Origin of the sequence: Heliomicrobium modesticaldum Ice1 (genome assembly GCF_000019165.1) — a bacterium.
Classification (GTDB): Bacteria; Bacillota; Desulfitobacteriia; order Heliobacteriales; family Heliobacteriaceae; genus Heliomicrobium; species Heliomicrobium modesticaldum.
Map to the genome: position 1 here is coordinate 453,809 of NC_010337.2, position 23,297 is coordinate 477,105.

Here is a 23,297-nt window from a genome sequence, read left to right on the forward strand (position 1 = left end):
GCTTATGCTTGTCAGCGGTCTTAATCAGATGGGATTGCATGCTGAATATCGTCTGTTTTGGGATGAAGCGGGACAGGCGAGGGAGCTTTTGGGGGGAGCGACTCGATTAACCCGCGCATGTGTTTGTGAAAGAGGTCCTCGACGGACGCCTGTGATGCCCGGTTGAACTCCTGGAACTGTCGCAGCAGCGCCCTTCCTGTTTCGGAGAGGGCTGCGCCATGCTCCCGGTGGCCAGGAAAGCGTTCAACCAGTTTCAGCCCGAGCCGCCCTTCCGTCGTCGTCACCTTGCCCCAGGCGGCGCGGTAGGACATGCCCATCCGGGCAGCCGCCTGGCTGATCGACCCTGTTTCTTCGATAGCCTCCAACAGGCGCATGCGCCCCTGGCTGAAGACCACCTCTCCCCGGACTTCGACCCAGATCTTGCAGTTCACTTTCGTCTCAAGCTGTTCCGGCGCAGTCATAACATCCTTCGCTTCCATGGCGTCGACTCCCATCAGAACCCCCGTCGACTGGGATTCCTGTGTCCACTATTCTGTCCGGAAGCGGCTATTTCCTGCCGGAAAGTATCAGATGGGCAGCGCCAGTTCCGCCTGGGCAGCCAGCCGGTATGCGGCTGCATAGGCGCGGTTGCACGTTTCGATCGTGCGGCGCGTCCGCCGGAACCCCTGGTCCTGGAGCTTGCGATCCGGGATGATCTCGATCGTATTGGCCGGCTCTGTCCGGATTTTGCCTTCCAGGTGTTCAAAAAGGTCAAAGGGGATGATCAGACAGCCCAGCAGGATACGCCAGTCCGCTTCGTTCAGTTTTTCCACGGACTCATACCCTTCGACGACGTAGATCGCCTCTTTCCAGCCGTCTCGGGAACTGCGGACAATATTGCTGATGAACTGGGCCAATTCGGTGACGGGGATGTCGCAGCGGCAGTGGTTGAACCGATCAACCCAAAAGGTCTGTTGCGTCTTTAAGAGCGACGCCGCTCCATAGTCGCCATGGCAAAGAGCGCCTTCCTGCTCTGTTTGCCTCCGCTTCTCCTGGTAGGCGGCCTCCATCCAGGCAAATCCCTTTTCGCCCCGTTCCGTCAACTTAGGCAGGTTTTCCCGCAACAGGTGATCACTGTCAGAGAAAAAGCGCTGCCGCCCCACCGTGGCCAGCCAGTCGGCGGCGACCTGGCGTCCCCAGGCAAACTGCCCGGGGATGTCGAGCGGCGCAGCGACCGATGGCTCGACAGGCTGAAACCCCCGTCCGCCGCGGTGCAGCAAGGCAAGGGATCGTCCGGCCTCCTGCAAATCCCGGCTGGCATCCAGCTTTGCAGAACGTCCGGGGAGCTTGTTGTATAGGTAGTAGGCGCGGTCGCCCCAGGGGATGACCCTCTCGCCGTACTTGGACACACGCGGTTCAGGGCATTGGGTGAAGCCCTTTTCTCTCAGGTGCTTGAGCGCCGCTGTAATGTTCCGCCCCCGTTGCAACGCCTTTTCCCCTTCCAGGAACTCGACGCGCAGGGGGCCTCTGTCCGTTTCCGCCAAGAACCTTCCGCCCTGCCGGTGCAGCGAGCGCAAGGTCAGGTCATACTCAGCCAGCAAGTCGACCAGCGTTTCCCTCTCGGCGCGGAGATCCGGCGCTAGGGAGGCGTTGCCCGAAAGCGCAGGTTCGTTGCGGAAAAACGCATCGTTTCCGACCGTCATGGCATTCCCCAAACTTGCTTCGCCTTCAGCCGGCATGTTCTTGCCGGTGACCGCTTCGTCACCGGTGATCACTTCGTTTTCGAACACGTCTTCAGTGAGCGCCGCGTCTCCGGCAAGCGCTGTGGCCGCCTCTTTTTCACCGCCTATCCTGACGGTACTCGGTTCCGCTTCCGCGAGACCCTGCTCCCACACAAAGGGCGGCAACGGTGTGTCCGGGAAGATCTCTTCCAATGGCTCCAAGTCCAAGGGAGGAAGGGGGTTGCCATATCCGAGGGGGTTTGCGATCAACACAATTCCCTCAATGGGCTGGGAATCATCGAACAAAGGATTCTCGAGATCCGGGACATCGTCACGCTGGTCCGCCAGCGTCCCGGCCCGTTCCGGCGAACGCCGTTCCGACCGGCGCGTCCTGGCCTTTCGGGCGTTGCTTTGAAATCGGGGATCCACCCCGACATAACGATCGACGACCAGCAAATTCTTTCACCTCCACCGGTTAATTGCCAGTTCCCAAGTGTCTTTCCAGAGAGGCCACAAAGTCCTGCCTTCCTGCTTCCTCGGCGATCTCCCTGCGCAGCAGTTCTGGCGTCGACGGTTCTCCGGCGCCCCGGTAATGACCGGCCACGAGCGACCAAAAGCGCTGTGGGAATTCTAGCAACCCCACAAGCAATTCCCGGTCTCCCGTTCCCAGGTTTCCTGTTTCTCGGTAGGCGTCGATGATTTGCATCCCCGACTCCACATCCCATCGACCACGAGCATCGGCCACTCTGCGCAAAAATTGGGCCAGTTCCGCCGCCGGCAGATCGGGTCCGCAACTGTCCCAACCGGTGACCGCCAGCCGGGCGCCATCGAGGTGAAGATTGCCCTCTCGCCAGTCACGGTGGCAGATCGTCCAGCCGGCCTCGCCCGACGGCTTTACCATGGTGTCGGCGACGCGACGCAAGGCCCGGGTAGCTTTTTGTTCAAATTCGGGTCCCCACTCTTTGAGCAACCTGTCGACTTCACTCGTTTGGCGCTTCATCTGCGCCAGTTGCCGGTACCATTGCAGCGCCTCGCGGCGGTCTGCCAGGGTTTTCAGCAACCGGCTGACCTTCTGCGCATCTTTTTCCCCTCCACCGTGGAATCCGGCGCCGCTCCAGTGGATAGCTGCCAGTGTCCGAGCCGCCTGCCGCAGGTCGTCGTCGCGCTGAAAGTCTGTGCTTCGGCCAGGCAGCCAGTCGGTGAGGACATAGGTATAGGGGCCCCGCTGGGCAAAGGGGCGCCCATCGCGGGTGCGGATGAACCGGCTGGCCCGCCGGAAGCCGCGCTCGGCCAAGTGTTCCAGCATGGCATGCGTCTCGGCGACCCGATCGGCTTTTTCCTCATGCCGGTAGAAGGCTTTGATGCCCCGGTTCGTTTCTAGACGCCAAAAATTCCCCTGTCGATCAGCCGCTGTCACTGTATAGGGATACTCCTGCAACGCGTCCATGTCCCATTTGGACAGTTTCGGGCTTTCCTGCCCGTCTCGCATGGTCATCTCCCCTTTCCGGAGTGCCGGAGCCAGGATTGATGCCATAGTATGCGGGAGACCCTTTAACGGTGACAACGCAAAATACAAGCGCCGGTGAAAAGGAAATCCCCAAGCTCTATGCAGAGAACTTGGGGATGTTTATGCGCGAAGATCGAGGGGCCTGTCTTCCTCCTTTTGATTGAGGCACCGGAGGTCATCCTTGCTGTAGTTCTGCTGCTGCCTCAGCGGCGCGTTCTGTCTGAATGACAGACAGGGAGTTCTCCCACTTGCCACAGCGATCACCCCAGCGGGCGATAGGCCGCTCGGACTCGACGATCTCGATGACCTCGCAGAGGTTAGGGCAGTCGCCGCATTCCCAGGAACCGGCCCGTACATCCTCGCTAGCCATGGCGAAACCTTTAAACCGCGTCAGACCGCCGGCGCGCTCGACCGCCTCACGGGCGAGCAGCGCCGCGCCGACAGCGCCCATGACCTTATGGTGTTCCGGCACGACCACAGGGTGGTCGAGGGCTTTTTCAAAGGCCCGCTTCATGCCTGCGTTCGCCGCCACGCCGCCTTGGAACACGATGGGCGCTTCGAGGGTCTTGCCTTTGCCCAGGTTGTTGAGGAAGTTGCGCACCAGGGCTTCACAAAGGCCGGCGATGATGTCCGGCAGGGCATGGCCCATCTGCTGCTTGTGGATCATGTCTGACTCGGCGAAGACGGAGCAGCGACCGGCGATGCGCACCGGGTGATCGGCCTGCTCAGCCAGCCCTCCGAACTCTTCGATGGGCAGTTGCAGCCGCGACGCCTGCTGGTCGAGGAAAGAGCCGGTTCCGGCGGCGCAGACCGTGTTCATGGCGAAATCGGAGACGACGCCGTCACGGAGAAGGATCAATTTGGAGTCCTGCCCGCCGATCTCCAGGATCGTGCGGACACCGGGCACGAGTTGACCGGCTGCCACAGCGTGGGCGGTGATCTCGTTTTTCACCACATCAGCACCGAGGACCACTGAGGCGAGGGTGCGGGCCGAACCGGTCGTCCCCACCCCGCCGATCTGCTCATCAGCGTAACGCCGGGCTAGATCGGCCAGGCCTTTTTGAATCATTTCAAGGGGACGGCCCTGGGTACGCAGGTAGTGGGCCTCCCGTACCTCGCCATTTTCGCTAAGGAGGACGAGATTCGTCGATACGGAACCGACATCGACGCCGAGGTAGTATCGCTCACCGGCGCTTGGCCGCTGGGTGTTTAATCCTTGGTTGTTTATCGGATGCATGTTTTGCGGTTGGTCGTTTTGCCTTTGGGTATGTTGCTGCTGATTTTTTTGCTTACGGGTCATCTTGCCGCCTGCTCCTTCCTCTGCTTGCGCCGCTCCAGCATGTCCACGAAAGCCTCCAGCCGGGTCATCAGCCCGGCGTCGCCCGTCTGCTCGTCCACATAGATGGTCAGGATCGGGATGTCGTAGTCCTTTTCCACCTGGGGAAGGATGGACTGGGCCACGATCTCGGGCATGCAGGTGAGCGGCCCCACCTGGATCACGCCGTCAAATCCTTCCTGGGCATACTCGATGGCGCCGCCGACCGACTCCTGACCGTGGCCGCCGACGGCGCAACTCAGATAGGGCGCCGCCAGCTTGCGTGTCCGGTGATGGCCTTTTACGGGAAGTATCCCTTTAAATAGGTGTTCGTTCACCCATTCGCTCAGGTAGAGGGAACGGCTAACCTCGACGCCGAGGCGTCCCAGGCTTTTTTCCATAAAGCCATTGGAATAGGGCTCCAGGACGGTGAAGATCTCGCCGACGATGCCGATCCGCACGGGCCGCAAGGCATGATCAAGCGGAAGGGCGGTCATGCGGGTCAACGCATCGTCGCGGCATTGCCGGATCTCCTTCACAGAGCTTGCCGCGTCGATGGCGTCGCGCCCCGACTGATAGAGGCGATCCACATCGCCCCGGTTCAACTCGCGGCAACGCAGGCGAGAGGCCTGCCGCTCCAGGTCATCAAGGGCCTGACACTTGACGTAGGCGATGCGGATCGCCTTGATCACGCGCCACCAGGAGTGGGCGCCGGTGAGGACTTTGATCCGGTTGAGCAGTTCTCCGATATGGTTGTCCGGCGGTTCCAGGACGACCATGCGCAGGTCGATCCCCATGTCAACCAGGATCTCCCGCTGGACCTGGTTGTAGTAACCGAAGCGGCAGGGGCCGATCCCGCCGGCCATGACGACCGTATCGGCGCCCCGCTCCGCCGCTTCGATGAAGTTGCCGATATTGATCTTCAGAGGAAGACAGGCCGATTCCGGCGCATAGCGGACCCCCAGTGAGAGGGTCCGCTTGGTGATCGGCGGCGGGGGAATGACTTCGAGGTCGAGTTCCTCCAGTAGCGCCTTGACGACGATGTCCATGTTGCCCATATGGGGGAAGGTGACTTTCATGCAGTGATCCCTCTATGCATTGCGTTTTATTGGATTTCCCGTCGCGAAATCAGCGATGACGCTGGACCTATATAATATGCCCCTCATTTTTTACCTTAATTCCCACATCGCATCATTCAGCATTTTCATTTGGAATCGGCAGGATTTTATTGGATATTTCGCAAAAAAAGATATGTTACGGTATAACAACACTGCGTATCCTTTAGCTAAAATCTGAGACTTTTCCTAAATCAAAGCTAGAAAGGATTGGGAGGATGGAAAGTAAGACTGGACAACTTCAAGTGATCGATATCCCCGCCCTTGTCTCTGCCTGCACGGAAAAATGGATGAATATGGCCGTCAGTCAGGTGAACGACGCCGTGATCCGTCTTGGCGTCATCGAAGGCGAGTTTCACTGGCACAAGCATGACCGGGAGGATGAATTTTTCTTCGTTGTCTCGGGAAAATTGTTCATCGATCTGGAAGACCGGACTGTGGTGCTGTTGCCCCAGCAGGGATATACGGTGCCCCTCGGGGTGCTGCACCGGACGCGCGCCCCGGAACGCACGGTGATCCTGATGGTGGAGAAAAATACTGTCGACCCGAAAGGCGATGAATAAGCAACAGCTTGATTTTTTGAATAAATACGTTAGCCCCGACCTGTATCTCATGGTCGGGGCTTTTTGTTTGCAAAAGCATCCAACTACGTGGATACGGAAAGGAACCGTCCAAATCACAAATTCTTCGCCCGATTACCCCTCCGCTGCCGTAGCCGCCTCCGCCGTCTCCCGCCGCCGGGCCACCAGATCGACAAAGGCCTCTAACCGCGTGACGACGCCGGCTTCCCCGGTATGCTCGTCCACGGTCAGGAGCAGATAGGGCACGTTGCCAAGCCGGCGGGCATGGCGTTCCACCATCTCGCCGACGAGGCTGTCGGGTCCGCAACCGAAGGCAGCCACATAGATCAGGCCGTCGATGGGCCCCTTCAACAGGTGCAGGGAACCGCCCAGCATCTGCTGCCCAAAGGACCAGAACAACCGCTTCGGCAAGTGGCTCGTGGCTACACGCGTCTTTTCTTCTGTCACGGCCATCGGCGTCACCATCCGGATGCCGCGGGACTTCAGTTTGTCCAGCAGGTTCATGCTGGTGAAGGGATCGAACAACTGGTAAGGATGGCCGGCGACGGCGATGCGCGGTTCTTCTCCGGTCATCGGTTCCCGGTGGCGCGATGGCAGCCGTGGCAGCAGACCGCCCGGTTCGAGGACGCGGCCGCTTTTTTCCCAGCGCGCCAGGGCGATGGGCGGATATTCTCCCTGCAACAGCCGTCCTTCAAACTCGTCTTGGGCCTTCCGGGCCACCTTGAAGGCCTCTCGTGCGCGGTTGCGCGAGAAGTTCAGTTTTCTGGCTGCTTCGGTCAAGGCCTTTTCCCAACCCCCGCCGGGGAGACGGGTGTTGACATCGACGACAAGCAGCGGCGGGTAACCGCCGTCAAAGGCGGCTGCTCCCCGGATCATATCGGGAAGCCCCAAGAACTTCGGGCAGAGGTAGGTCTTCGGCTGGACGCTGATGATCCGGGGCGTGAAGACATGGTCCGCTTTCCCCGAAAGGGCTTTCACATGGCCGTAGTACATCTTGACGGGAAGGCATGCCTCATCGACGGCCGCGCGGACGCCCTGATCGAGAAGCGCCTTGTTGGTCCGCGGCGACAGGGCGACGGCGCAACCCAAGGCCTCAAAGAAGGCCCGCCACAGCGGAAGGTACTCGTAATAGCCGAGTGCCCGGGGGATGCCGATGACCGGAGGTCGTTCCACCTCCGCTTTGGGCGGGCGCATCGTCAATACCGACGTGATTTTCACCGTCTGGATCCTCCCACTTTCGACTTAAACCAACTCCACAACCCGCGCCGGTGCTTGCGCCAACGCAAAGGTTCACGGAGACCGGGGTGGTCAGGTTCTCCTGCAACATCCGTTTCTTCAAACAGTTCCCCAACTTGGCGTCTGTCATGCCCGTGAAGCCCGCCATGGTGACCGCCGGGACTCATGTCGTAACAGCTCTGGCCTTCGTGGACTTCACTGCCTCCGTAGCCTTCGCGACGTTCGCGCACTTCATGGCTCTCGCTCGCGCCGCCTATGCCATGACCGCTGCCGGCATTCTCCGCCCCAGCCCCACTCTGTCGAGGACCTTTTTCACCCACATTCCCGTATTCCGCTTTGCCGGACACCGCTTTGCCGGAGGTGGCGCCGCCGGCTGAACCGGCATAGGGATCGGGGAGCCGGTCCGGGTCGATCGGATCGAGCAACTGCGGCCGCAGTCGCTTGGCCGGCACAGGCGCCCGCAGAAGTGCCACGGGGATCATCTTGGCATTGGTCGGCGCAATCGGCCAGAAGTAGGGTCGGCCAAAGGATTTCGTCCGCATGACGAGGGCCAGGAAGGCGGAGATGCCAACCAGTAATCCAGGCAGGCCGAAAAAGGCCACCATCACGATGAGAAACAGGCGTATTAACCGGTTTGCCTGTCCCAGTTCATAGGAGGGGGTGGCAAAGGTGCCCACCGCCGCCACGGCCAGGTACAGGATGATTTCGGGGTTGAAGAGGCCGACCTCGATGGCGACTTCGCCGATCATGAAGGCGGCGATCAATCCGAGAGCGGTCGCCAACGGTGACGGCGTATGGACTGCGGCCATGCGCAACATGTCCAACCCCACCTCGGCGATCAGCACCTGGCCTACAATCGGGACGCTCCCCATCTCCTTCGGCCCGATGAAAGCCAGCCAGGTCGGCAGCAACGCCGGGTTGATGGCGTACATCAACCAGAGAGGCAGAATAAAGAGGGAAGCGAAAATGGCTGCATAGCGGACCATCCGCAAAAAGACGCCCACCGGCGCATTCTGCCGGTATTCCTCGGCATGTTCTAAGTGGTGAAAGACAGTCACCGGCGCGATCATCACCGACGGCGATGTGTCGACCAGCACCAGCACATGGCCTTCAAAGAGATGCATGGCCGCCACATCGGGCCGTTCCGTGTAACGCACCCGGGGATAGGGGTTCCAATCGCCCTGGGTGAGGAACTCCTCCAGCGTTTTTTCGGCCATGGGTAGACCGTCGATGTCGACAGCGTTGATACGGTCGGTGATCTCCTGCACCAGTTCGGGGGAAGCGATGTCTTCAATGTAGGCGACGGCCACGTCTGTCTGTGAACGCCGGCCCACCTGCAACAGCTTGAAGCGCAATCGCGGATCGCGGACACGCCGGCGGATCAGGGCAGTGTTCGTGACGATTGTTTCGGTGAAGCCGTCGCGGCTGCCCCGGACGACCCGCTCGATGTCCGGTTCTTGCGGCTGCCGTCCCGGCATCTGGCGGGCTTCGACGACGATGGCCTTTTTTTCGCCATCAAAGAGAAAAGCGACCCGGCCGGAGAGGATATGGTAGTAGACCTGCCGGAGTTTGGCCTCCGTCGTGACCTGTAGGTAGAAGAGATGGTGATCCATCAGTCGATCGATGTCGAAGGCGCCCTTGTCCTTCGCTTCTTTTTCAAAGGCGTCGAGGGACTTCATGATTTGGAGCAGGTCCAGGTCTTTTGTAAAGCCGTTGACATAGTACATGGCGGCTTGGCGACCGGCGATCTCCATCTCCCGGCAGGCGATATCAAAGCCGACGTTGACGCCCAACTCCGAATTCATCTGGAGGATGTTCGTCTTTAAATCGGCGACCAGTTCTTCCTCGGAGAGCACTGTCTGCCGCAGTTCTTTTTTTGTTTGCTCCTGCTTCTTCGCTTCGCTCATTCAATCGACTCCATTGTTCCCGGCCCGCCGCAGGATCTCCAGCAAGGCCTGGGTGGTGATGGGCGCGCCGCGCCGGACGTGATCCGCCCCTTGCATCTTCCCCGTATCGCCGGTGCCGATAATCACCGGGATGGGCAGTTGGGTCAGTGTCTCCACCGTATCCCCTTCCAGGTAGCGGTTGCCCGGCGGTTCGGGGTAGCCGTTCTTGTCTACAGGACCATCCACAAGGCGACCGTAGCGGTCAACCGACTGGTCGACGGTGATCCCTTCCGCGCCCAGGGTGTTGGAAGCCACCGCTACAGCGCCGATCAACTCAATCCGGTCGTCGTGGCTGATTTCCCAAAGCGCCTGTTCCCCTTTCCCCATCCCGACGGCGCCCCGGTCGTCGACCATGACTACGACTGGATCGTGGGGCGTAGACAGGATCATCTGGGCCAGCTTCTTGCCGGTCACCGGCGTCGGGTTGCCTGCCGATAGAGAAATGCACCGCCCACCGATACGCCGCGTCGCTGATTCGACGGCCTTCCGGGCGACCTTGTCGCCGTCGGTGATGACGATGACTCGTCGTTTTCTCGCTGTTTCCGCCGTCATGCGTCACACCTCCCCGACTAGTATGAATCGTGATCGGCTCTTTTTATGCGCAAAAAAAGACCTGCCGGGATTTCCCGGTCAGGTCCCTGTTTCCACACAAGGATCGCTTCCTTCGGCGGCTTTTCACCCCGCCAGGTCCACCAGGCGCCTACGCCGCCAAGCAACGCCAGCAACAGGATGCCAACGATCCAACGGCGTCTCTTTGGAGCGTTCAACGAGCATCACCACCTCGTCAGACGCGCGCCGTCGCTACAACTTCCACGTCGATTCGGCTGCGTCATGATTATATGTCGTGTATGTAGGCGCTGACGCCATTTCCTTTGGACCGCCCTCCTATTGTATAGCCGGTCGCTACGGCTTGCCGATGGCTTTAATGTAATCGATGTCTTCCTTTTTTAGCCTGTCCCTTTCCTCGCCGCTTATGCCTCAGCCGCTTAAAGCCCGCTTAATGCCCCAGCCGTTTATGTCCTGTCTGCTTATGCCCTGTCTGCCTAATGCGTCGTCTTCTGCTCACGCCCCGTCCTCATGGGGCGGCGTTTGGCTCAGCATGTCGCGGATCTTTTTCAGCGCCGCGCGTTCGATGCGAGAGATTTGCACCTGTGAGAGACCAACCAGCGTGGCCACCTCTGTCTGCGTTTTGTCCTGGAAAAAGCGCATCTCTAAAATTTCCCGCTCCCTCGCGGCCAGACGGGACAGGACATCCTTCAAAGCCAGGTGATCAAACCATGCGCTTTCCTCGGTTCCCACGGAGGCCAGTTGGTCTAAAAGAAAGATGGGATCGCCGTCATCCTGGTAGAGGGTCTCATGGATCGAGGTGGGGAGTTGGACCGCCTCCAGCGCCTCGACCACATCCTCCACAGGCATGTTCATGGCGCCGGCGATCTCCTGCACCGTCGGCTCCCGTCCCAAGGAGCCGTTCAGCTCCTGCCGGACCCGGTGGATGCGCTGGGCGATCTCCTTATAGGATCGGCTGACCTTCACCGGGCTGTCGTCGCGGAGAAAACGCCGGATTTCGCCGACGATCATGGGGACAGCGTAGGTGCTGAAGCGGACATTATAGGAGAGATCGAACTTATCGATAGCCTTGATCAGGCCAATCACGCCGATCTGGAAGAGATCCTCCAACTCATAGCCCCGGTGCTGGAAGCGCTGGACCAGGTTGAAGACGAGGCGCAGGTTGCACTGGATCAGCCGTTCCCTCGCGTCGCCATCGCCATCCTTGGCCAACCGGAGCAGCCGTGTCGTCTCTTCCTCGCCGAGAAGGGGAAAACGGGGGAGGTTCATCTCCGAAAGCCGTTGATTCATGGCGCCCCCCGCCTCACTGCACGGCCCGCATCGCCTGGCGACAGGCCTTGTACATGCGCACCCGCGTCCCGCGGCCTACCTGGGAGTCCACATCCACTTTGTCCATAAAGGATTGCATAAAAACAAAGCCCATGCCCATCCGGTCGCCAAGGGTTGAAAAGGCCGGTTCCATCGCCTTGGCTACGTCGACGATGCCGCGGCCGTAATCCTCCACGATCACCTCCAGCCCTTCCGGGTCAGCGGTGATCGTCAGGTATACGAGGCCGTTGGGACGGTTCTGGTAGCCATGCAGGATGGCGTTGGAAACGGCTTCCGACACGGCCACCTTGGCGTCATCGAGATCGGTTAAGGTAAAATCCATTCCGGCGAGCATGGTCGCCACGATCACCCGGGCCAACGCGACGTTCTCAGGAATGCTCGGAAACTCCAGCTTGACCTGGTTTTTCGTCTTCAACCCGTCTTCCCTCCTTCCAGCGCCCGCAGCGCCTCGACCTCGTTGGCATACCCCTCCATAAGCTTGTACATGCCTGAAAGCTCGATGATGCGATGGACCGACCGGGTGGGGCCGGCCAGGGCCACCTTGCCACCCAGCGCTTTTACCCGTTTGTAGCGGCCGAGGATGAAGCCGATGCCGGAACTGTCGATGAAGTCGACACCGCGCAGGTTAAAGACGAGGTGTTTGGCCTTCTGGCGCTCGATCTCCTTATCGAGTCGCGGCCGCAGCGCCTCGGCGGCGCACAGGTCGATCTCCCCTTGAAGGCGCACCACCAGCGCGTTGCCATTGCGGTCTATATCCAAATCCACCATGGTTCACCGCCTTTATAAAAATGCCCTTTATTTTCCAGTTTAATAGAAAAACCTTTTTTTGTAAATAGAAAAAGCGAAGGTCTGCACCTTCGCTCCGCTTGCTACTATGCGTCTGCCCTTCATTATGATCTTGATTCGAATGGTCTTTTGCGAACCGTTTTGCCAACTCTTACCGGATCCCGTACATCGCCTGCCAGATCTTCGTCAGTTCCATCGTCAGGGTGCCCTTCGGCACATCCTCTTTGGCGACGAGGTCGATGCGGCTCACTTCCTGGCCGTTCTGCACAATGACGAGGTCACCCAGTTTCTGGCCTTGGGCGATTGGCGCCGTGGCATAGGGCTCTAACTCGACGCGCGATTCGATGCCCTTCTCTTTTCCCCGCTCCACGATCAGGCCCGGTTTGCCTTGGGCCACGACCTGGACCCTTTCCTTGCGCCCTTTGCCGACGGCGACCTCACCCAAGGGCTCTCCCGGCTTGGCCACCGACTTGAAGGTATAGCGGGAAAAGCCGTAGTTGTAGAGCTTCATCGACTCCTTGAAGTGGCCCCGGATTTCAGGAACGCCGAAGACGGAAGCGATCAGCCGCAGGTTGTCTCTTTCCACCGTCGAGACGAGACAATACTTGGCTTCGCTCGTCCAGCCCGTCTTAAAACCGTCCGTTCCCGGATACCACCAGAGCAGGCGGTTATGGTTGTCCAACTGCATCGGCTTGGAACTGCTCTCTCGGATCTTGTGGTGCTTGATAGCGACAAACTGCATGAGTGTGGGATGTTTCAAAGCCTCACGAGCGATGACGGCCATGTCATGGGCCGAGGTGTAGTGGTTGTCCACCGGCAGTCCATGGGGGTTCATAAAATGGGTGTCCTTCAAGCCCAGTGACTGCGCCTTTTTGTTCATGTCGTCCACATATGCCTCATAGGAGCCGCTAATGTGCTCGGCCACCGCCACACAGGCGTCATTGGCGGAATGGACGGCAATGGAGATCAAGAGATCGCGCATGACCATCTCTTCCCCCGGTTCCAGATAAATCTGGGAACCGCCCATCTCGAAAGCCCGCTGGCTGGTGACCACCTTGTCATCCAGGCTGGCCTTGCCCTGTTCGATCGCTTCGAAGGCGACAAGCAGGGTCATCAGTTTCGTCACGCTGGCGGGCGCCACCCGCTTGTGGGAGTTCTTTTCAAAAAGGATGGCGCCAGTCGTGGGATCCATGAGCACCGCTGAGTCGGCCTGCGTCTCCAAAGGCGGCGCCGCCCAAGCCTGCACCGGGATCAGGGATGCCAGGAAAAAGAAAACCATGGCCAGCGAAAGGCGGAACGTCGAACGCTTCAAATATCCTTCCCCCTCTGAAAGTCCGTCTGTTCTTTAGACCTCATTATCTCCAGGGGGGAAACGGGTCATTCTGTTCCGTCGGGGCGGTACAGGTAGCGCCGGCCAAAACCGGTGCGGTTTTCGGTGATCCAGACCTCCCGGGCCGCAAATCGGTACAACTCGTTTTTCCGCAATTCCAGCATCAAACGGGGTTCACGGAGGAAACGGCTGAAGAAGGAAAAACGCGCCCCGAAGGCCGCTGTCGCCCAGGAACGCTCTTTCCAGTCAGAGACCATCGCCAGCGTGCCCGCCATCTGGAGGCCTCGGATGCCGCCGTAATCGTCCGGTTCATTGAAGACGGTCGCCGCCGCTTCCACAGGCGTCTCGCCAGCAGCGGCTCCATGGCGTGACGCGGGGCTGGAAAAAAAGTAGAACTGAAAGTCCCGGCAGACGTAGTAGACCGGCGCCAACCAGGGGCTGTTGGCCCGTTCCCCTTCCGAGACGGCCAGCGCCATCGCGCTATGTTCGGCCGCAATGGATTCGGCCAACCGGCGCAGTTCCGGCGGGGAGGGTTCCTGCAGTTTCATCGGTCGCTCGCTTTCATGTCAATGCACCTCTCCCAAGATCAGCGGCAACGGCGCCAAAGCACCGTTCTCCTCTTCCCCGCCGGGACCGATGGCGTAGGCGTCGCTCACCGCCTGCGCCGCCGCCTGCCAGCGACTGTCGTTGGCGAAAACCTCTGCCAGCACGTCGCCGGCTTTGACAGTGTCGCCGATGCGCTTGTGGATGACAACACCCACCGCCGGATCGATGGGATCCCCTTTCTGTTGCCGCCCTGCGCCGAGCAATGCGGCTGCGCGACCGACGGCCATCGCATCGAGGGCGGTGACCAGGCCCCCATGGCTGGCCCGCACCGGTTGCCGGATCGACGCTTGCGGCAGGAGGGTCTCCGGCGCGTCGGCCACGCGGCTGTCGCCGCCCTGCGCCGCAACGAAGCGGCGAAAACGTTCCAGGGCAGCGCCCGATGTGAGGGTTGTTTCAGCCAGGTGCAACCCGGCCTCGACAGAATCGGCCTTGCCGGCCATCCAGGCCAACCGGGCCGCCAGTTCCAACGTCACCGTGCGCAGGTCCGCCGATATGGGGCCGAAGCCGCATTCGTCGCGGTTGGCCAGGATGGCGATTGCTTCGGCCACCTCGAGGGCGTTGCCGACGGCGTTGCCGAGGGGCTGTTCCATCGCCGTAAGCAACGCCGCCGTACGCCGCCCGAGCCGGTTGCCGATGGCGACCATCGCCCTGGCCAATTCCTTCGCATCGTCCTGGTTTTTCATGAAGGCCCCCCGCCCCACCTTCACATCAAGCAGGATGGCGTCAGCGCCGGCAGCCAGCTTTTTGCTCATCACACTGGAGGCGATCAGGGGGATCGATTCGACGGTGGCCGTCACGTCCCGGAGTGCGTAGAGCTTCTGATCGGCGGGCACCAGATTGGCCGTCTGGCCGGCCACTGCCACATGAATGTCCTTGACCTGGGCCAGAAATTTCTCCCGGCTCAGGTCGATGGAAAGACCGGGAATGCTTTCAAGCTTGTCCAGGGTCCCCCCCGTATGTCCCAAACCGCGCCCGGACATCTTCGCCACCGGGATCCCCATGGCCGCCACCAGCGGCGCCAGGATCAGGGTCGTCGTATCGCCGACGCCGCCGGTGCTGTGCTTGTCCACCTTGATGCCGGGGATGGGCGACAGGTCCACCGTCTCACCCGAGGTGACCATGGCCTCGGTCAAAGCGGCCGTTTCGGCCTCCGTCATCCCCCGCAGGAAGACGGCCATTGCCCAGGCGGCCGCTTGGTAATCTGTTACACAGTGGCGCTCACCGTTATCGAGAGATTCCTCGTCACCCGACCTTAGCGCGTTGGCCTCTTGATTGACGAACGGCTTCCCCTTGGCGAAGCCGTGGATGAAAAAGCGGATCTCCTCCGCTGTGAGTTCCCCGCCGTCGCGTTTCTTGGCGATGATGTCATAGGCCCGCATGGCGCACCTCCTCGATGACCTGCCCCACGCCGAGCGGCGGCAGGCCAAGCCAGGCGAGGACCGTTTCGCCCACGTCGGCGAATGTTGAACGGACCCCCACATTGACACCAGCCGGCGTCTTGCGTCCCGTCAATAAAACCGGCACATACTCGCGAGAGTGATCTGTTGACGCCGTAGTAGGGTCGCAGCCGTGGTCCGCCGTCAGGATCAGCAGGTCCTCCGGCGCAAGCGCCGCCAAGATTTCCGGCAGGCGGGAGTCAAAGTCTTGCAACGCCCGGGCATAGCCTTCCGGGTCGTTGCGATGGCCGTAGTGCATGTCGAAGTCGACCAGGTTGGTCATGATCAGCCCCTGCTCCACCTCCTGCATGTAGGCGAGGGTGCAGTCGACACCCTCCATGTTCGACCGGGTCGACACATGACGGGAGAAGCCCTGGCCGGCATAGATATCGTAAATCTTGCCGACGGCAGCGACCTCCTGACCGGCCTCGCCGATGACGTCGAAGACCAATCGGCCCGGCGGCTTCAGCGAGTAGTCGTGGCGGTTCGTCGTCCGCCGAAAGGCCGTCGGCACACCGACGAAAGGACGGGCGATGACGCGGCCTACGGCATGGTCGCCCTGCAGGATCTGGCGGGCGATCTGGCAATAGCGGTACAGTTCCTCCAAGGGGATGACCTCTTCATGGGCGGCGATCTGAAAGACCGAATCGGCCGAGGTGTAGACGATGGGTGCGCCTGTCGCCATATGCGCTTCGCCGAGGCGCTCGATGATCTCCGTCCCCGAGGCCGCCACATTGCCGAGGGTATTGCGGCCGATGGCCTTTTCAAAAGCCGCCATCACCTCAGGCGGGAAACCGTCCGGGTAGACGGGAAAAGGCTTGTCCAGCACGACGCCGGCCAGTTCCCAGTGTCCGGTCGTCGTATCCTTGCCGGGCGCCCGTTCGGCCATCTTGCCAAAAGCCCCATCCGGCCGTTCCACCGGTGCCACACCGTCGATGGCGTCAATGTTGCCGAGACCGAGCTTGGCCAGATGGGGCAGGTGCAGACCGCCGACAGCCCGGGCGGTATTGGCCAGGGTGTGGCTGCCCCGGTCGCCGTAACGGTCAGCGTCCGGCAGTTCCCCGATGCCCACACTGTCTAAGACGATGAGAATGACGCGTTTTTTCATTTCTCTTCCCCTCTTTTGCCAACATCTTTGACTAGCCCGGCTCCTCGCGCTGCGCCCTGACCGCCAGACGTGCTCGCGGGTGGCTGCGGTCATAGACCTCTCGCAGCCGTCCCATCGTCAAGTGGGTATAGATCTGGGTCGTCGACACGTCGGCGTGACCGAGCATCTCCTGGACGGCGCGCAGATCGGCGCCGTTAGACAGCAGGTGGGTGGCGAAAGAGTGGCGCAATGTATGGGGCGTGACTTCCTTCGCAATGCCTGCCTCAGCAGCATAAGCCTTGAGGATCTTCCAAAAACCCTGCCTGGTCAGCGGCTTGCCCCGCTGATTCAAAAAGAGATGCTTTTCCGCCCCATGTCCCGCTAGTGTCCCGCGCGTCCGGGAGAGGTATTCTTCTATAGCGGCGGCGGCAAGACCGCCCAGCGGCACGATCCGCTCCTTCATCCCCTTGCCCACCACCCGCACCAGCCCCAGATCGAGGCGAACCTGATCGAGCGTCAGGGCGATCAGTTCACTCACCCGCAAACCGCAGGCGTACATGGTTTCCAACATGGCACGATCCCGCAGGCCCACAATTGTTCTGGGCGGTGCCTGCAGCAAAGCCGCCACTTCCTCCACGTTGAGCACATCGGGCAGGAGACGCTGCAACCGGGGGCCGTCGATCAACTCAGTCGGATCGTCCCGGCGGATGGCCTCGTCAAACAAAAAGCCGAAATAGCCCTTGATGGCCGCCAGCCGCCGCGCCCGCGTGGCCGCCGACAAACCGCGCCGATAGGTGTGGTAGAGGTAGTCCTGAAGATCGGAACGGGTTACATCGGCCGGATCGCCGATGCCTCGTTCCGCCAAAAAGGCGGCCAGATCGGCCAGGTCGCGACGGTAGGCGTCGATGGTGTTACCCGACAGCCCGCGTTCCACTGCCAGGTGAGCGAGAAAGGCATCGCCGTGACGCATCGCCCTCAACCCCTTTTGGCGTTGTTTTCGACTTTTATCCGCTTCTTTCCTCCACAAAGAAAAAAGCAAACCGCACCCCACGCCGGAGACTAGCCGGTTTGCTCCCTTTATCTGCTTTGGCCCATACCGTTTACCCAGCCATCGCCTGCCGGGCCGCCGCTGCCAACCGTCGCGCAGCGATTCGGTTAAGAGCAGATCACGATGATTGTTTTTCCCGTCGAAACTGTTCGTAATCGCTCATGATGTCCGGTCTGGTTCTTAAAAACTCGACAAAATCCGTCAGACAGACCAAGGTCTTTTCACCGACCGTGTGCTCCATCTTTTCCGTCTCCTGCAGCACCTCTTCAGGCAACCCGATGAGGCGCAGAAAGCGTTCGATCGTGTTGTGTCGGCGCAGCAGAAACCGCCCCGTCTCCCGCCCTTTGTCCGTGAGCACGATGATCCCGTACTTTTCGTATTTTACCCAGAGCGCCTCGGCCAGTTTCTGGACCATCTTGGTCGCCGATGGTGGCTGCACATTGAGCGCCGCCGCCAGGTCGTGGACGCGTGTGAAGCCTTGATCCTGACAGAGCCGGTAAATCATCTCCAGGTAGTCCTCCATTGAAGCCGTGAGGCAGTCCTCTTCTTTTTTCATGTACTCGCGAAAGGTAAAAAACTCATCACCGGCCATGGCGCCACCCCTTTTGCTCCCTCAAACCGGTCTTGGCCGCTCAAGGCTTTTTTGCCGTCCATTCCTTCCATTTCATCACGAACTGTTCCATCAGCGGCGTTTCCCGCTGCTCCACCCGCAGCGGCTGTCCCGTCGGCCGTTCCTCCTTCGGTGTCGTGGCGGCCGTCTGTTCGGCATAATTCAGAAAAGGCGGCACGAGCAGCCCCAACAGAAGCAGCACCACCAACACCCGGACGATCGTCCGGATTCGGCGCCGCACCTTCGTGACGAGTAGGAGCATCATCTTCACTACCTCCTCCAAAGCTTTTCTTTTCTCCACTTTCCGTGTAGCCAAGGCGCTGTCAGGCCAAACTAGCCCTAGTCGACCTGTTGAAAGGAGGGACTTTTATGGCCCGACGCCGTTACATTGTCGCCCGCTCGATGACGAACACCGACGCCGCCACGACCGCCGCCACACACAAGGCCCAGTTTGTCGAGGGGTTGCAGCAAAACCTGCCTGATTATGGCAAACCGACCATGACTGGCGCTGAAAGAGGACTCTACGGCAGCATCCGTCCTACCTGGGAGATTTACCCGGGGGAGTGAACCTGCCCTTGTCCCGGCCACCGCGAAAGAACCCTTTCCGGTGGTCTTGCCCTTTTAGTGCAAAAACAGGCCTAACAGCCCCGGCGTTATATAGGCGTCTATCAACCCCGCTCCGGCCCCCAACACCAATGTCCCTGCGCCGACAAGGGCATACATGAAGAGGGCGCGGCGCAAGGGCACGGCGCGATAAGGGCGTCGCCGAACCAGCCATAGAGAGAAGGCCAAGGCCATCCCTCCTGACAAAAGGAGCGCCGGCAACAAGACCAGGCTGGGCGGAGCCAGGGCGAGCAAAATGATGAACCAACCGTCCTCCGGGCGTGACAACAACAGAAATCCGGCGGCGAAGCCAAGCACAAAGCCGCGGAAAAAGAGAAAGGCAGCGATCAGCGGAATCCCCAGCACCGTCAAGCCGAGCAGGAGGATCAGGCCGACTGTCTCCAGATTGTGCGCCACTGCCGGTTGCAAAAGGGCGTGATGATCGACGCCTCCCCGAATCTCCTGGAAGGCTTGCAAGATCCTTGACTGCAATTCCTCTGCCTGGCCCGGCGGCAGGTGCTTAGCCGATACGGCGCCGGTGACGGTTCCGCAGGCGATCAGCGTCAAGGCCAGCGCATAGAAACCCCAATGGGCATGCAGATGCCCTTGTCCCAGCCCAACTGTCACGCTGCGTCGGAACAGGATCGCCACCTCAGCCAGCCTTCCTTCCCCTGCGAAGATACTTAATGATTATGGCTGAACAGGCCCGGTCATTACAAATTATGGTTACCTTTTTTTTGTTCGATGCCGACCTTCCTTGATCATCCCTTTGCCGCTTTCGTTTTCGATAATTCTCTCTTGCACAATCAAGGGAGCGATGCTACAATGAATGTACTCCCTATGGATCTGGAAGCACCTACGCTTCCCCCCGGCCGGTATTGGTTCGGGGGTCTTTTCTTTCACAACAAGAATGATGCAAAAGCAAAAGCTGACCCTGCTGGCGAGCAAGGTCAGCTTTTTTTGGCGCAGTACCGGCAGTGGCCGCCCGTCAGCGGAGCGGACCCGGTGAACATAAAACCCCCGTAAAGGGCGGGCATTTACACCTTTTCCATCTCTAAAAAACGGGCCGCCCTCAGCAGACCGATGATCGACTTGGCGTCCATGATCTCGCCCGTCTCGATCATCTCCAGGGCCGCTTCGAGAGGAACCACCAGGGGCTCGACGAACTCATCCTCATCGGGGCGGCCATCAGAAACGTAGAGATCGCGGGCGATGAACAGGTGCATCTCCTCATCGCAAAAACCGGGGGAGGCGTAGAACTGGATGAGCGGATCCCAGCGGCGGGCCGAGAAGCCCGTCTCTTCTGACAGCTCCCGTTTGGCGCACTCCAGAGGGTCTTCATCTTCCGAGAGCTTTCCCGCCGGAATCTCAATAGACACCTCTTTGATCGGATGTCGCCACTGACGAATCAGGACGACCTCCTTGCGCGGCGTCAAGGGGACGATGGCTGCCGCGCCAGGGTGTTCCACCACCTCCCGCGTCGATGTGGCGCCGTTGGGAAGCACGACCCGATCCTTGCGCAGGCGGATGAAATTGCCGTCAAAAACGCGCTCGCTTTCCAGGGTCTTTTCTTTCAGGTGTTCCATGGCTTCTCCTTTCGAAACTTACCGATCAAACGCTTACCTTACCGCCTGGCGGATGATCTCCAGCACGAAGCGGGCGCTTCCTACCAGCGCATCGATGGGGATAAACTCCTCTTTTGTATGCACCTTCTCCATGCCGATAGCCAGGTTGGCCGTCGGCAGTCCGGCGCCGTTGTAGATGTTGGCATCAGCGCCGCCGCCTGTCGGCACCAGCCGGGGCTGTATCCCCATGGCCACAGCCGCCTTCAAAGCGAGGGCGACCACCGGATCGGACGCATGGAGGCGGTAGCCGGGATAGACCTGGGTCACCTTGACCTCGGCCTTTCCGCCCAATTCCTGGGCGGCTTGTTCAAAACAGTCGACCATATGGCGCGTCTGGAGGATCAGTTTTTTTTCATCGATGCTGCGAGCCTCCCCAGCGATGACAACCCGTTCGGGAACGATGTTCGTCGCCGTGCCGCCGTTGATCGTGCCGATATTGGCTGTCGTCTCCCCGTCGATCCGCCCCAGTTTCATCTTATGGATCGCCCGGGAGGCGATTTTAATGGCGCTGACCCCCTCCTCGGGGCAAAAACCGGCATGAGCCGTCCGCCCGTGGAGGATGGCTTCAATGTTGTTTTGAAAGGGCGCGGCGTTGATGATATGGCCGACAGGTCCGCTGGCGTCCAGGACATAACCCATGGGCGACTTCAGGCGTTTCGTGTCAAAGACCTTCGCCCCTTTAAGACCGCCCTCCTCCTGAACGGAGAAGATCACCTCAATGGTGGGCCGCTCCTCCCCCGTCTCCACGAGCACACGCAACGCCTCCAGGATGGCGGCGATCCCCGCCTTGTCGTCACCGCCCAGCACGGTTGTCCCATCGGAGCAGATGGCGCCGTTGCGAATAACGGGACAGACCTTCTCACAAGGAACGACCGTGTCCATATGGGCGCTGAAAAAAAGCGCCTTGCCGGGAACGGTTCCCTCGAGCCGAGCATAGAGGTTGCCGGCGCTGCCGGGAATCTTTGCGCCGGCGTCATCCTCAACGACCGTCATTCCCAACTCCCGCAGCGTCGCTGTCAACCGGTCGGCGATCTCGCGCTCCCCGCCGCCTGGCGATGAGATGGCGCAGAGCGCCATGACTTCCTTGACAATGCGTTCGCGTTGGATCAAGCCCCCACACGCTCCCTTACTATACTTTCTATCGCCTCAATCGGCTCATCCAGCTTTCCTTCTTCTGCAAGTTGAAGAAAAACCTCGACCACAGCAGGATCGAATTGCACGCCGCTACACCGGTTGATCTCCGCCAGCGCCCGTTCCCTCGACATTGCGCGGCGATAGACCCGGTTGGCCGTCATCGCCTCAAAGGCGTCCGCCACGGCGATGATCCGGGCGCCGAGGGGAATCGCCTCGCCGGCTAAACCCTCCGGATAGCCCTTGCCGTTATACCACTCGTGATGAGCCGCCACGATAGGGGCCAAATCGCGAAAATCGGTGACCTGGGAGATGATCTGTTCGCCGATGGTGACATGCATCTTGATCTCGGCATACTCCTCGTCGTTCAGCGCGCCCGGTTTGCGCAGGATATTGCTGTTCACACCGATCTTCCCAATATCATGCAACAGGGCGGCGGTAGCGATTCGCTCCAACTGATCATCCGGCACGTTCATTCGGGCGGCGATGCGACGGACATATCGGTGGACATACTCGGAGTGACCGCGCGTGTAGGAATCTTTGGCGTCGATGGCCGCCACAAAAGCTTGCACGACGGCCAGGTAGAGATCTTTTTGTTTTTTATAAAGGGTGGCGTTTTCAATGGCATTGCCCACCTGCGTCGCCAACAGGCAGATCAGTTCGATATCATCATAGGCAAAGACATTCGGTTCGACGGCGAAGACCGTCAGGACACCCATCGTCCGGCTGCTGTTGCTGAGGGGCGCTGACAGGGCGCAGGCAAACCCTTGGGCGCGAAAAAAGGGTTCACAGACGTCACCGGCCTGCTGGTCCACATAATAGAGGACAGGCGCGCCCGTCCGGATCGCCTTCCCCATGAAGCACTGCTCGACAGGCAGCCGCTCCTGTTCGAGCGCCGGAAAGCCCTGGCTGGCGACGGCCTGCAAACTCCCTTGCTCGTCGAGGATATGGACGGCGCAGGCGTCCACCTTCATCACCGTGGCCGACAGTTCCAGCACGGCGGGCAAGACCTGCGGTAGTTCGATCGATGAATTGACCGTGCGCGTCACCTCCGTCAACGCCGTCAATTCGTCAACCTTCCGCTCCAGCTCCCGGTGGGTCTGCCGCATGCGGTCGGCCAGGCTGCCGACCACAAAAGCCGTCACCAGCAAGATGCTCCCTTGCAGGAACAGATCGCCCCAGTAGCTGTGGGAGGGGAGGGTGACAGAAAAAAAGAGAGTGATGGCGGCGATCGCCGTCATCAGCCCACCGCAAAATCCGAACTGAACACTGCGGGCGGCGACAAGCAGGATATAGGCGAGGTAAAAGAGGTTGTTCGACTCCCCACCTGTCTGATAGATAAAGACAGTGACACCCAGGAGATCGACCACTGTAGCGCCGGCAAAGAGCCTGTTCATCTGTCGAGGCATCCGATAAAGCAGGATATACAATCCTGCGCTGTAGAAGGCGAAAAGCAAGAGCAACGGGTACAGGGTCCGGCGAATCGCCGGGTCGGGATGAAAACCAGCCCAAACCAGCGCAACAGTCACCGCGCCGACCCGAAGTAGCGCATAAAGAGAATATCCAGGATGCCCGACGTGCATATGTACCTCCCACCCCCCCCGTACCGGGGAAGGTCTACCCTGTGCTTTCATAGGATCTTTCGCCATCGGCTACTCGTTTCCCTTTTCTGCGGAGATGGCTTCAACCCGGAGGTCGTCGTTTTCGCCAGCTTATCATCCATTATACAACAAAGTGAA

25 protein-coding genes are annotated in these 23,297 nt (G+C 60.2%); 2 read left to right on the plus strand and 23 right to left on the minus strand.

What is annotated here, in order from left to right; translation table 11 throughout:
- Window positions 1-20: 20 nt before the first annotated feature.
- The 5 genes from HM1_RS02060 to HM1_RS02080 all read right to left on the minus strand — a co-directional run bounded on the left by HM1_RS02060 (window position 21) and on the right by HM1_RS02080 (window position 5,601).
- A complete protein-coding gene (locus HM1_RS02060; RefSeq protein ID WP_012281600.1) occupies window positions 21-479 on the minus strand; it encodes a winged helix-turn-helix domain-containing protein in 459 nt (152 codons plus the stop codon).
- Between the two features lie 87 nt (window positions 480-566).
- Window positions 567-2,156: a phosphotransferase gene (locus tag HM1_RS02065; RefSeq protein WP_012281601.1), complete on the minus strand. Its 1,590-nt coding sequence runs from the start codon at window positions 2,154-2,156 to the stop codon at window positions 567-569.
- A 19-nt stretch (window positions 2,157-2,175) separates the two neighbouring features.
- Entirely contained in the window at window positions 2,176-3,189 is a 1,014-nt protein-coding gene (locus HM1_RS02070) for a phosphotransferase (protein ID WP_187147796.1), read from the minus strand.
- Window positions 3,190-3,382: 193 nt separating this feature from the next.
- The gene (locus HM1_RS02075; RefSeq protein ID WP_148207158.1) at window positions 3,383-4,444 is read right to left on the minus strand and encodes an acyl-CoA dehydratase activase; all 1,062 of its coding nucleotides are present in this window, start codon (window positions 4,442-4,444) and stop codon (window positions 3,383-3,385) included.
- 59 nt (window positions 4,445-4,503) lie between these two features.
- On the minus strand, window positions 4,504-5,601 hold the full coding sequence (locus tag HM1_RS02080) for a hypothetical protein (RefSeq protein ID WP_012281605.1): 1,098 nt from the start codon (window positions 5,599-5,601) through the stop codon (window positions 4,504-4,506).
- Between the two features lie 254 nt (window positions 5,602-5,855).
- Here HM1_RS02080 and HM1_RS02090 point away from each other — a divergent pair, with 254 nt between their 5' ends.
- Window positions 5,856-6,200 (plus strand): cupin domain-containing protein, encoded by a 345-nt coding sequence (locus HM1_RS02090; RefSeq protein WP_041313115.1) that lies wholly within the window; start codon window positions 5,856-5,858, stop codon window positions 6,198-6,200.
- Between the two features lie 132 nt (window positions 6,201-6,332).
- Here the strand turns inward: HM1_RS02090 and HM1_RS02095 are convergent, their stop codons facing one another.
- The 14 genes from HM1_RS02095 to HM1_RS02160 form a co-directional block, all read right to left on the minus strand.
- Window positions 6,333-7,436, minus strand: coding sequence for an acyl-CoA dehydratase activase-related protein (locus HM1_RS02095; RefSeq protein ID WP_012281608.1), 1,104 nt, complete (start codon window positions 7,434-7,436; stop codon window positions 6,333-6,335).
- Window positions 7,433-9,361, minus strand: coding sequence for a spore germination protein (locus HM1_RS02100; protein WP_012281609.1), 1,929 nt, complete (start codon window positions 9,359-9,361; stop codon window positions 7,433-7,435). The genes HM1_RS02095 and HM1_RS02100 overlap by 4 nt, the downstream gene beginning before the upstream one ends.
- Window positions 9,362-9,952, minus strand: coding sequence for a stage V sporulation protein SpoVABEA (spoVAEA, locus tag HM1_RS02105; RefSeq protein WP_012281610.1), 591 nt, complete (start codon window positions 9,950-9,952; stop codon window positions 9,362-9,364).
- A 17-nt stretch (window positions 9,953-9,969) separates the two neighbouring features.
- Entirely contained in the window at window positions 9,970-10,167 is a 198-nt protein-coding gene (locus HM1_RS02110; protein WP_012281611.1) for a hypothetical protein, read from the minus strand.
- A gap of 295 nt (window positions 10,168-10,462) precedes the next feature.
- Window positions 10,463-11,257: an RNA polymerase sporulation sigma factor SigF gene (sigF, locus tag HM1_RS02115; protein ID WP_012281612.1), complete on the minus strand. Its 795-nt coding sequence runs from the start codon at window positions 11,255-11,257 to the stop codon at window positions 10,463-10,465.
- 13 nt (window positions 11,258-11,270) lie between these two features.
- Window positions 11,271-11,711 carry an anti-sigma F factor gene (gene spoIIAB, locus HM1_RS02120; RefSeq protein WP_012281613.1) on the minus strand — a complete coding sequence of 147 codons (441 nt, stop codon included), beginning with the start codon at window positions 11,709-11,711 and terminating at the stop codon, window positions 11,271-11,273.
- Window positions 11,708-12,064: an anti-sigma F factor antagonist gene (spoIIAA, locus tag HM1_RS02125; RefSeq protein WP_236995032.1), complete on the minus strand. Its 357-nt coding sequence runs from the start codon at window positions 12,062-12,064 to the stop codon at window positions 11,708-11,710. The genes spoIIAB and spoIIAA overlap by 4 nt, the downstream gene beginning before the upstream one ends.
- A 169-nt stretch (window positions 12,065-12,233) precedes the next feature.
- The gene (locus HM1_RS02130) at window positions 12,234-13,394 is read right to left on the minus strand and encodes a D-alanyl-D-alanine carboxypeptidase family protein (RefSeq protein WP_012281615.1); all 1,161 of its coding nucleotides are present in this window, start codon (window positions 13,392-13,394) and stop codon (window positions 12,234-12,236) included.
- Window positions 13,395-13,459: 65 nt separating this feature from the next.
- On the minus strand, window positions 13,460-13,960 hold the full coding sequence (locus HM1_RS02135) for a hypothetical protein (RefSeq protein ID WP_012281616.1): 501 nt from the start codon (window positions 13,958-13,960) through the stop codon (window positions 13,460-13,462).
- Window positions 13,961-13,978: 18 nt separating this feature from the next.
- Window positions 13,979-15,397, minus strand: coding sequence for a thymidine phosphorylase (locus tag HM1_RS02140; RefSeq protein WP_012281617.1), 1,419 nt, complete (start codon window positions 15,395-15,397; stop codon window positions 13,979-13,981).
- Window positions 15,384-16,562 (minus strand): phosphopentomutase, encoded by a 1,179-nt coding sequence (locus tag HM1_RS02145; RefSeq protein ID WP_012281618.1) that lies wholly within the window; start codon window positions 16,560-16,562, stop codon window positions 15,384-15,386. The genes HM1_RS02140 and HM1_RS02145 overlap by 14 nt, the downstream gene beginning before the upstream one ends.
- Window positions 16,563-16,593: 31 nt before the next feature.
- A complete protein-coding gene (xerD, locus tag HM1_RS02150; RefSeq protein WP_049754007.1) occupies window positions 16,594-17,511 on the minus strand; it encodes a site-specific tyrosine recombinase XerD in 918 nt (305 codons plus the stop codon).
- A 196-nt stretch (window positions 17,512-17,707) separates the two neighbouring features.
- Complete coding sequence (gene mntR / locus HM1_RS02155) at window positions 17,708-18,181, minus strand: transcriptional regulator MntR (RefSeq protein WP_012281620.1); 474 nt, start codon at window positions 18,179-18,181, stop codon at window positions 17,708-17,710.
- Window positions 18,182-18,221: 40 nt separating this feature from the next.
- The gene (locus tag HM1_RS02160) at window positions 18,222-18,464 is read right to left on the minus strand and encodes a hypothetical protein (protein ID WP_012281621.1); all 243 of its coding nucleotides are present in this window, start codon (window positions 18,462-18,464) and stop codon (window positions 18,222-18,224) included.
- Between the two features lie 104 nt (window positions 18,465-18,568).
- On the opposite strand from HM1_RS02160, the gene HM1_RS02165 reads away from it, so the two are divergent.
- Entirely contained in the window at window positions 18,569-18,766 is a 198-nt protein-coding gene (locus HM1_RS02165; protein WP_012281622.1) for a hypothetical protein, read from the plus strand.
- Between the two features lie 54 nt (window positions 18,767-18,820).
- Here HM1_RS02165 and spoIIM read toward each other — a convergent pair whose 3' ends face one another.
- From spoIIM to HM1_RS14330, 4 genes are all read right to left on the minus strand, one after another.
- Window positions 18,821-19,453, minus strand: a complete 633-nt coding sequence (gene spoIIM / locus HM1_RS02170; protein ID WP_012281623.1) for a stage II sporulation protein M — start codon at window positions 19,451-19,453, stop codon at window positions 18,821-18,823.
- A gap of 386 nt (window positions 19,454-19,839) precedes the next feature.
- A complete protein-coding gene (locus HM1_RS02180) occupies window positions 19,840-20,388 on the minus strand; it encodes an NUDIX domain-containing protein (RefSeq protein ID WP_012281624.1) in 549 nt (182 codons plus the stop codon).
- A gap of 33 nt (window positions 20,389-20,421) precedes the next feature.
- Window positions 20,422-21,537, minus strand: coding sequence for a M20/M25/M40 family metallo-hydrolase (locus HM1_RS02185; protein ID WP_012281625.1), 1,116 nt, complete (start codon window positions 21,535-21,537; stop codon window positions 20,422-20,424).
- Window positions 21,534-22,955, minus strand: coding sequence for an HD domain-containing phosphohydrolase (locus HM1_RS14330; protein WP_187147797.1), 1,422 nt, complete (start codon window positions 22,953-22,955; stop codon window positions 21,534-21,536). Before HM1_RS14330 ends, HM1_RS02185 begins: the two co-directional genes overlap by 4 nt.
- Window positions 22,956-23,297: the final 342 nt, after the last annotated feature.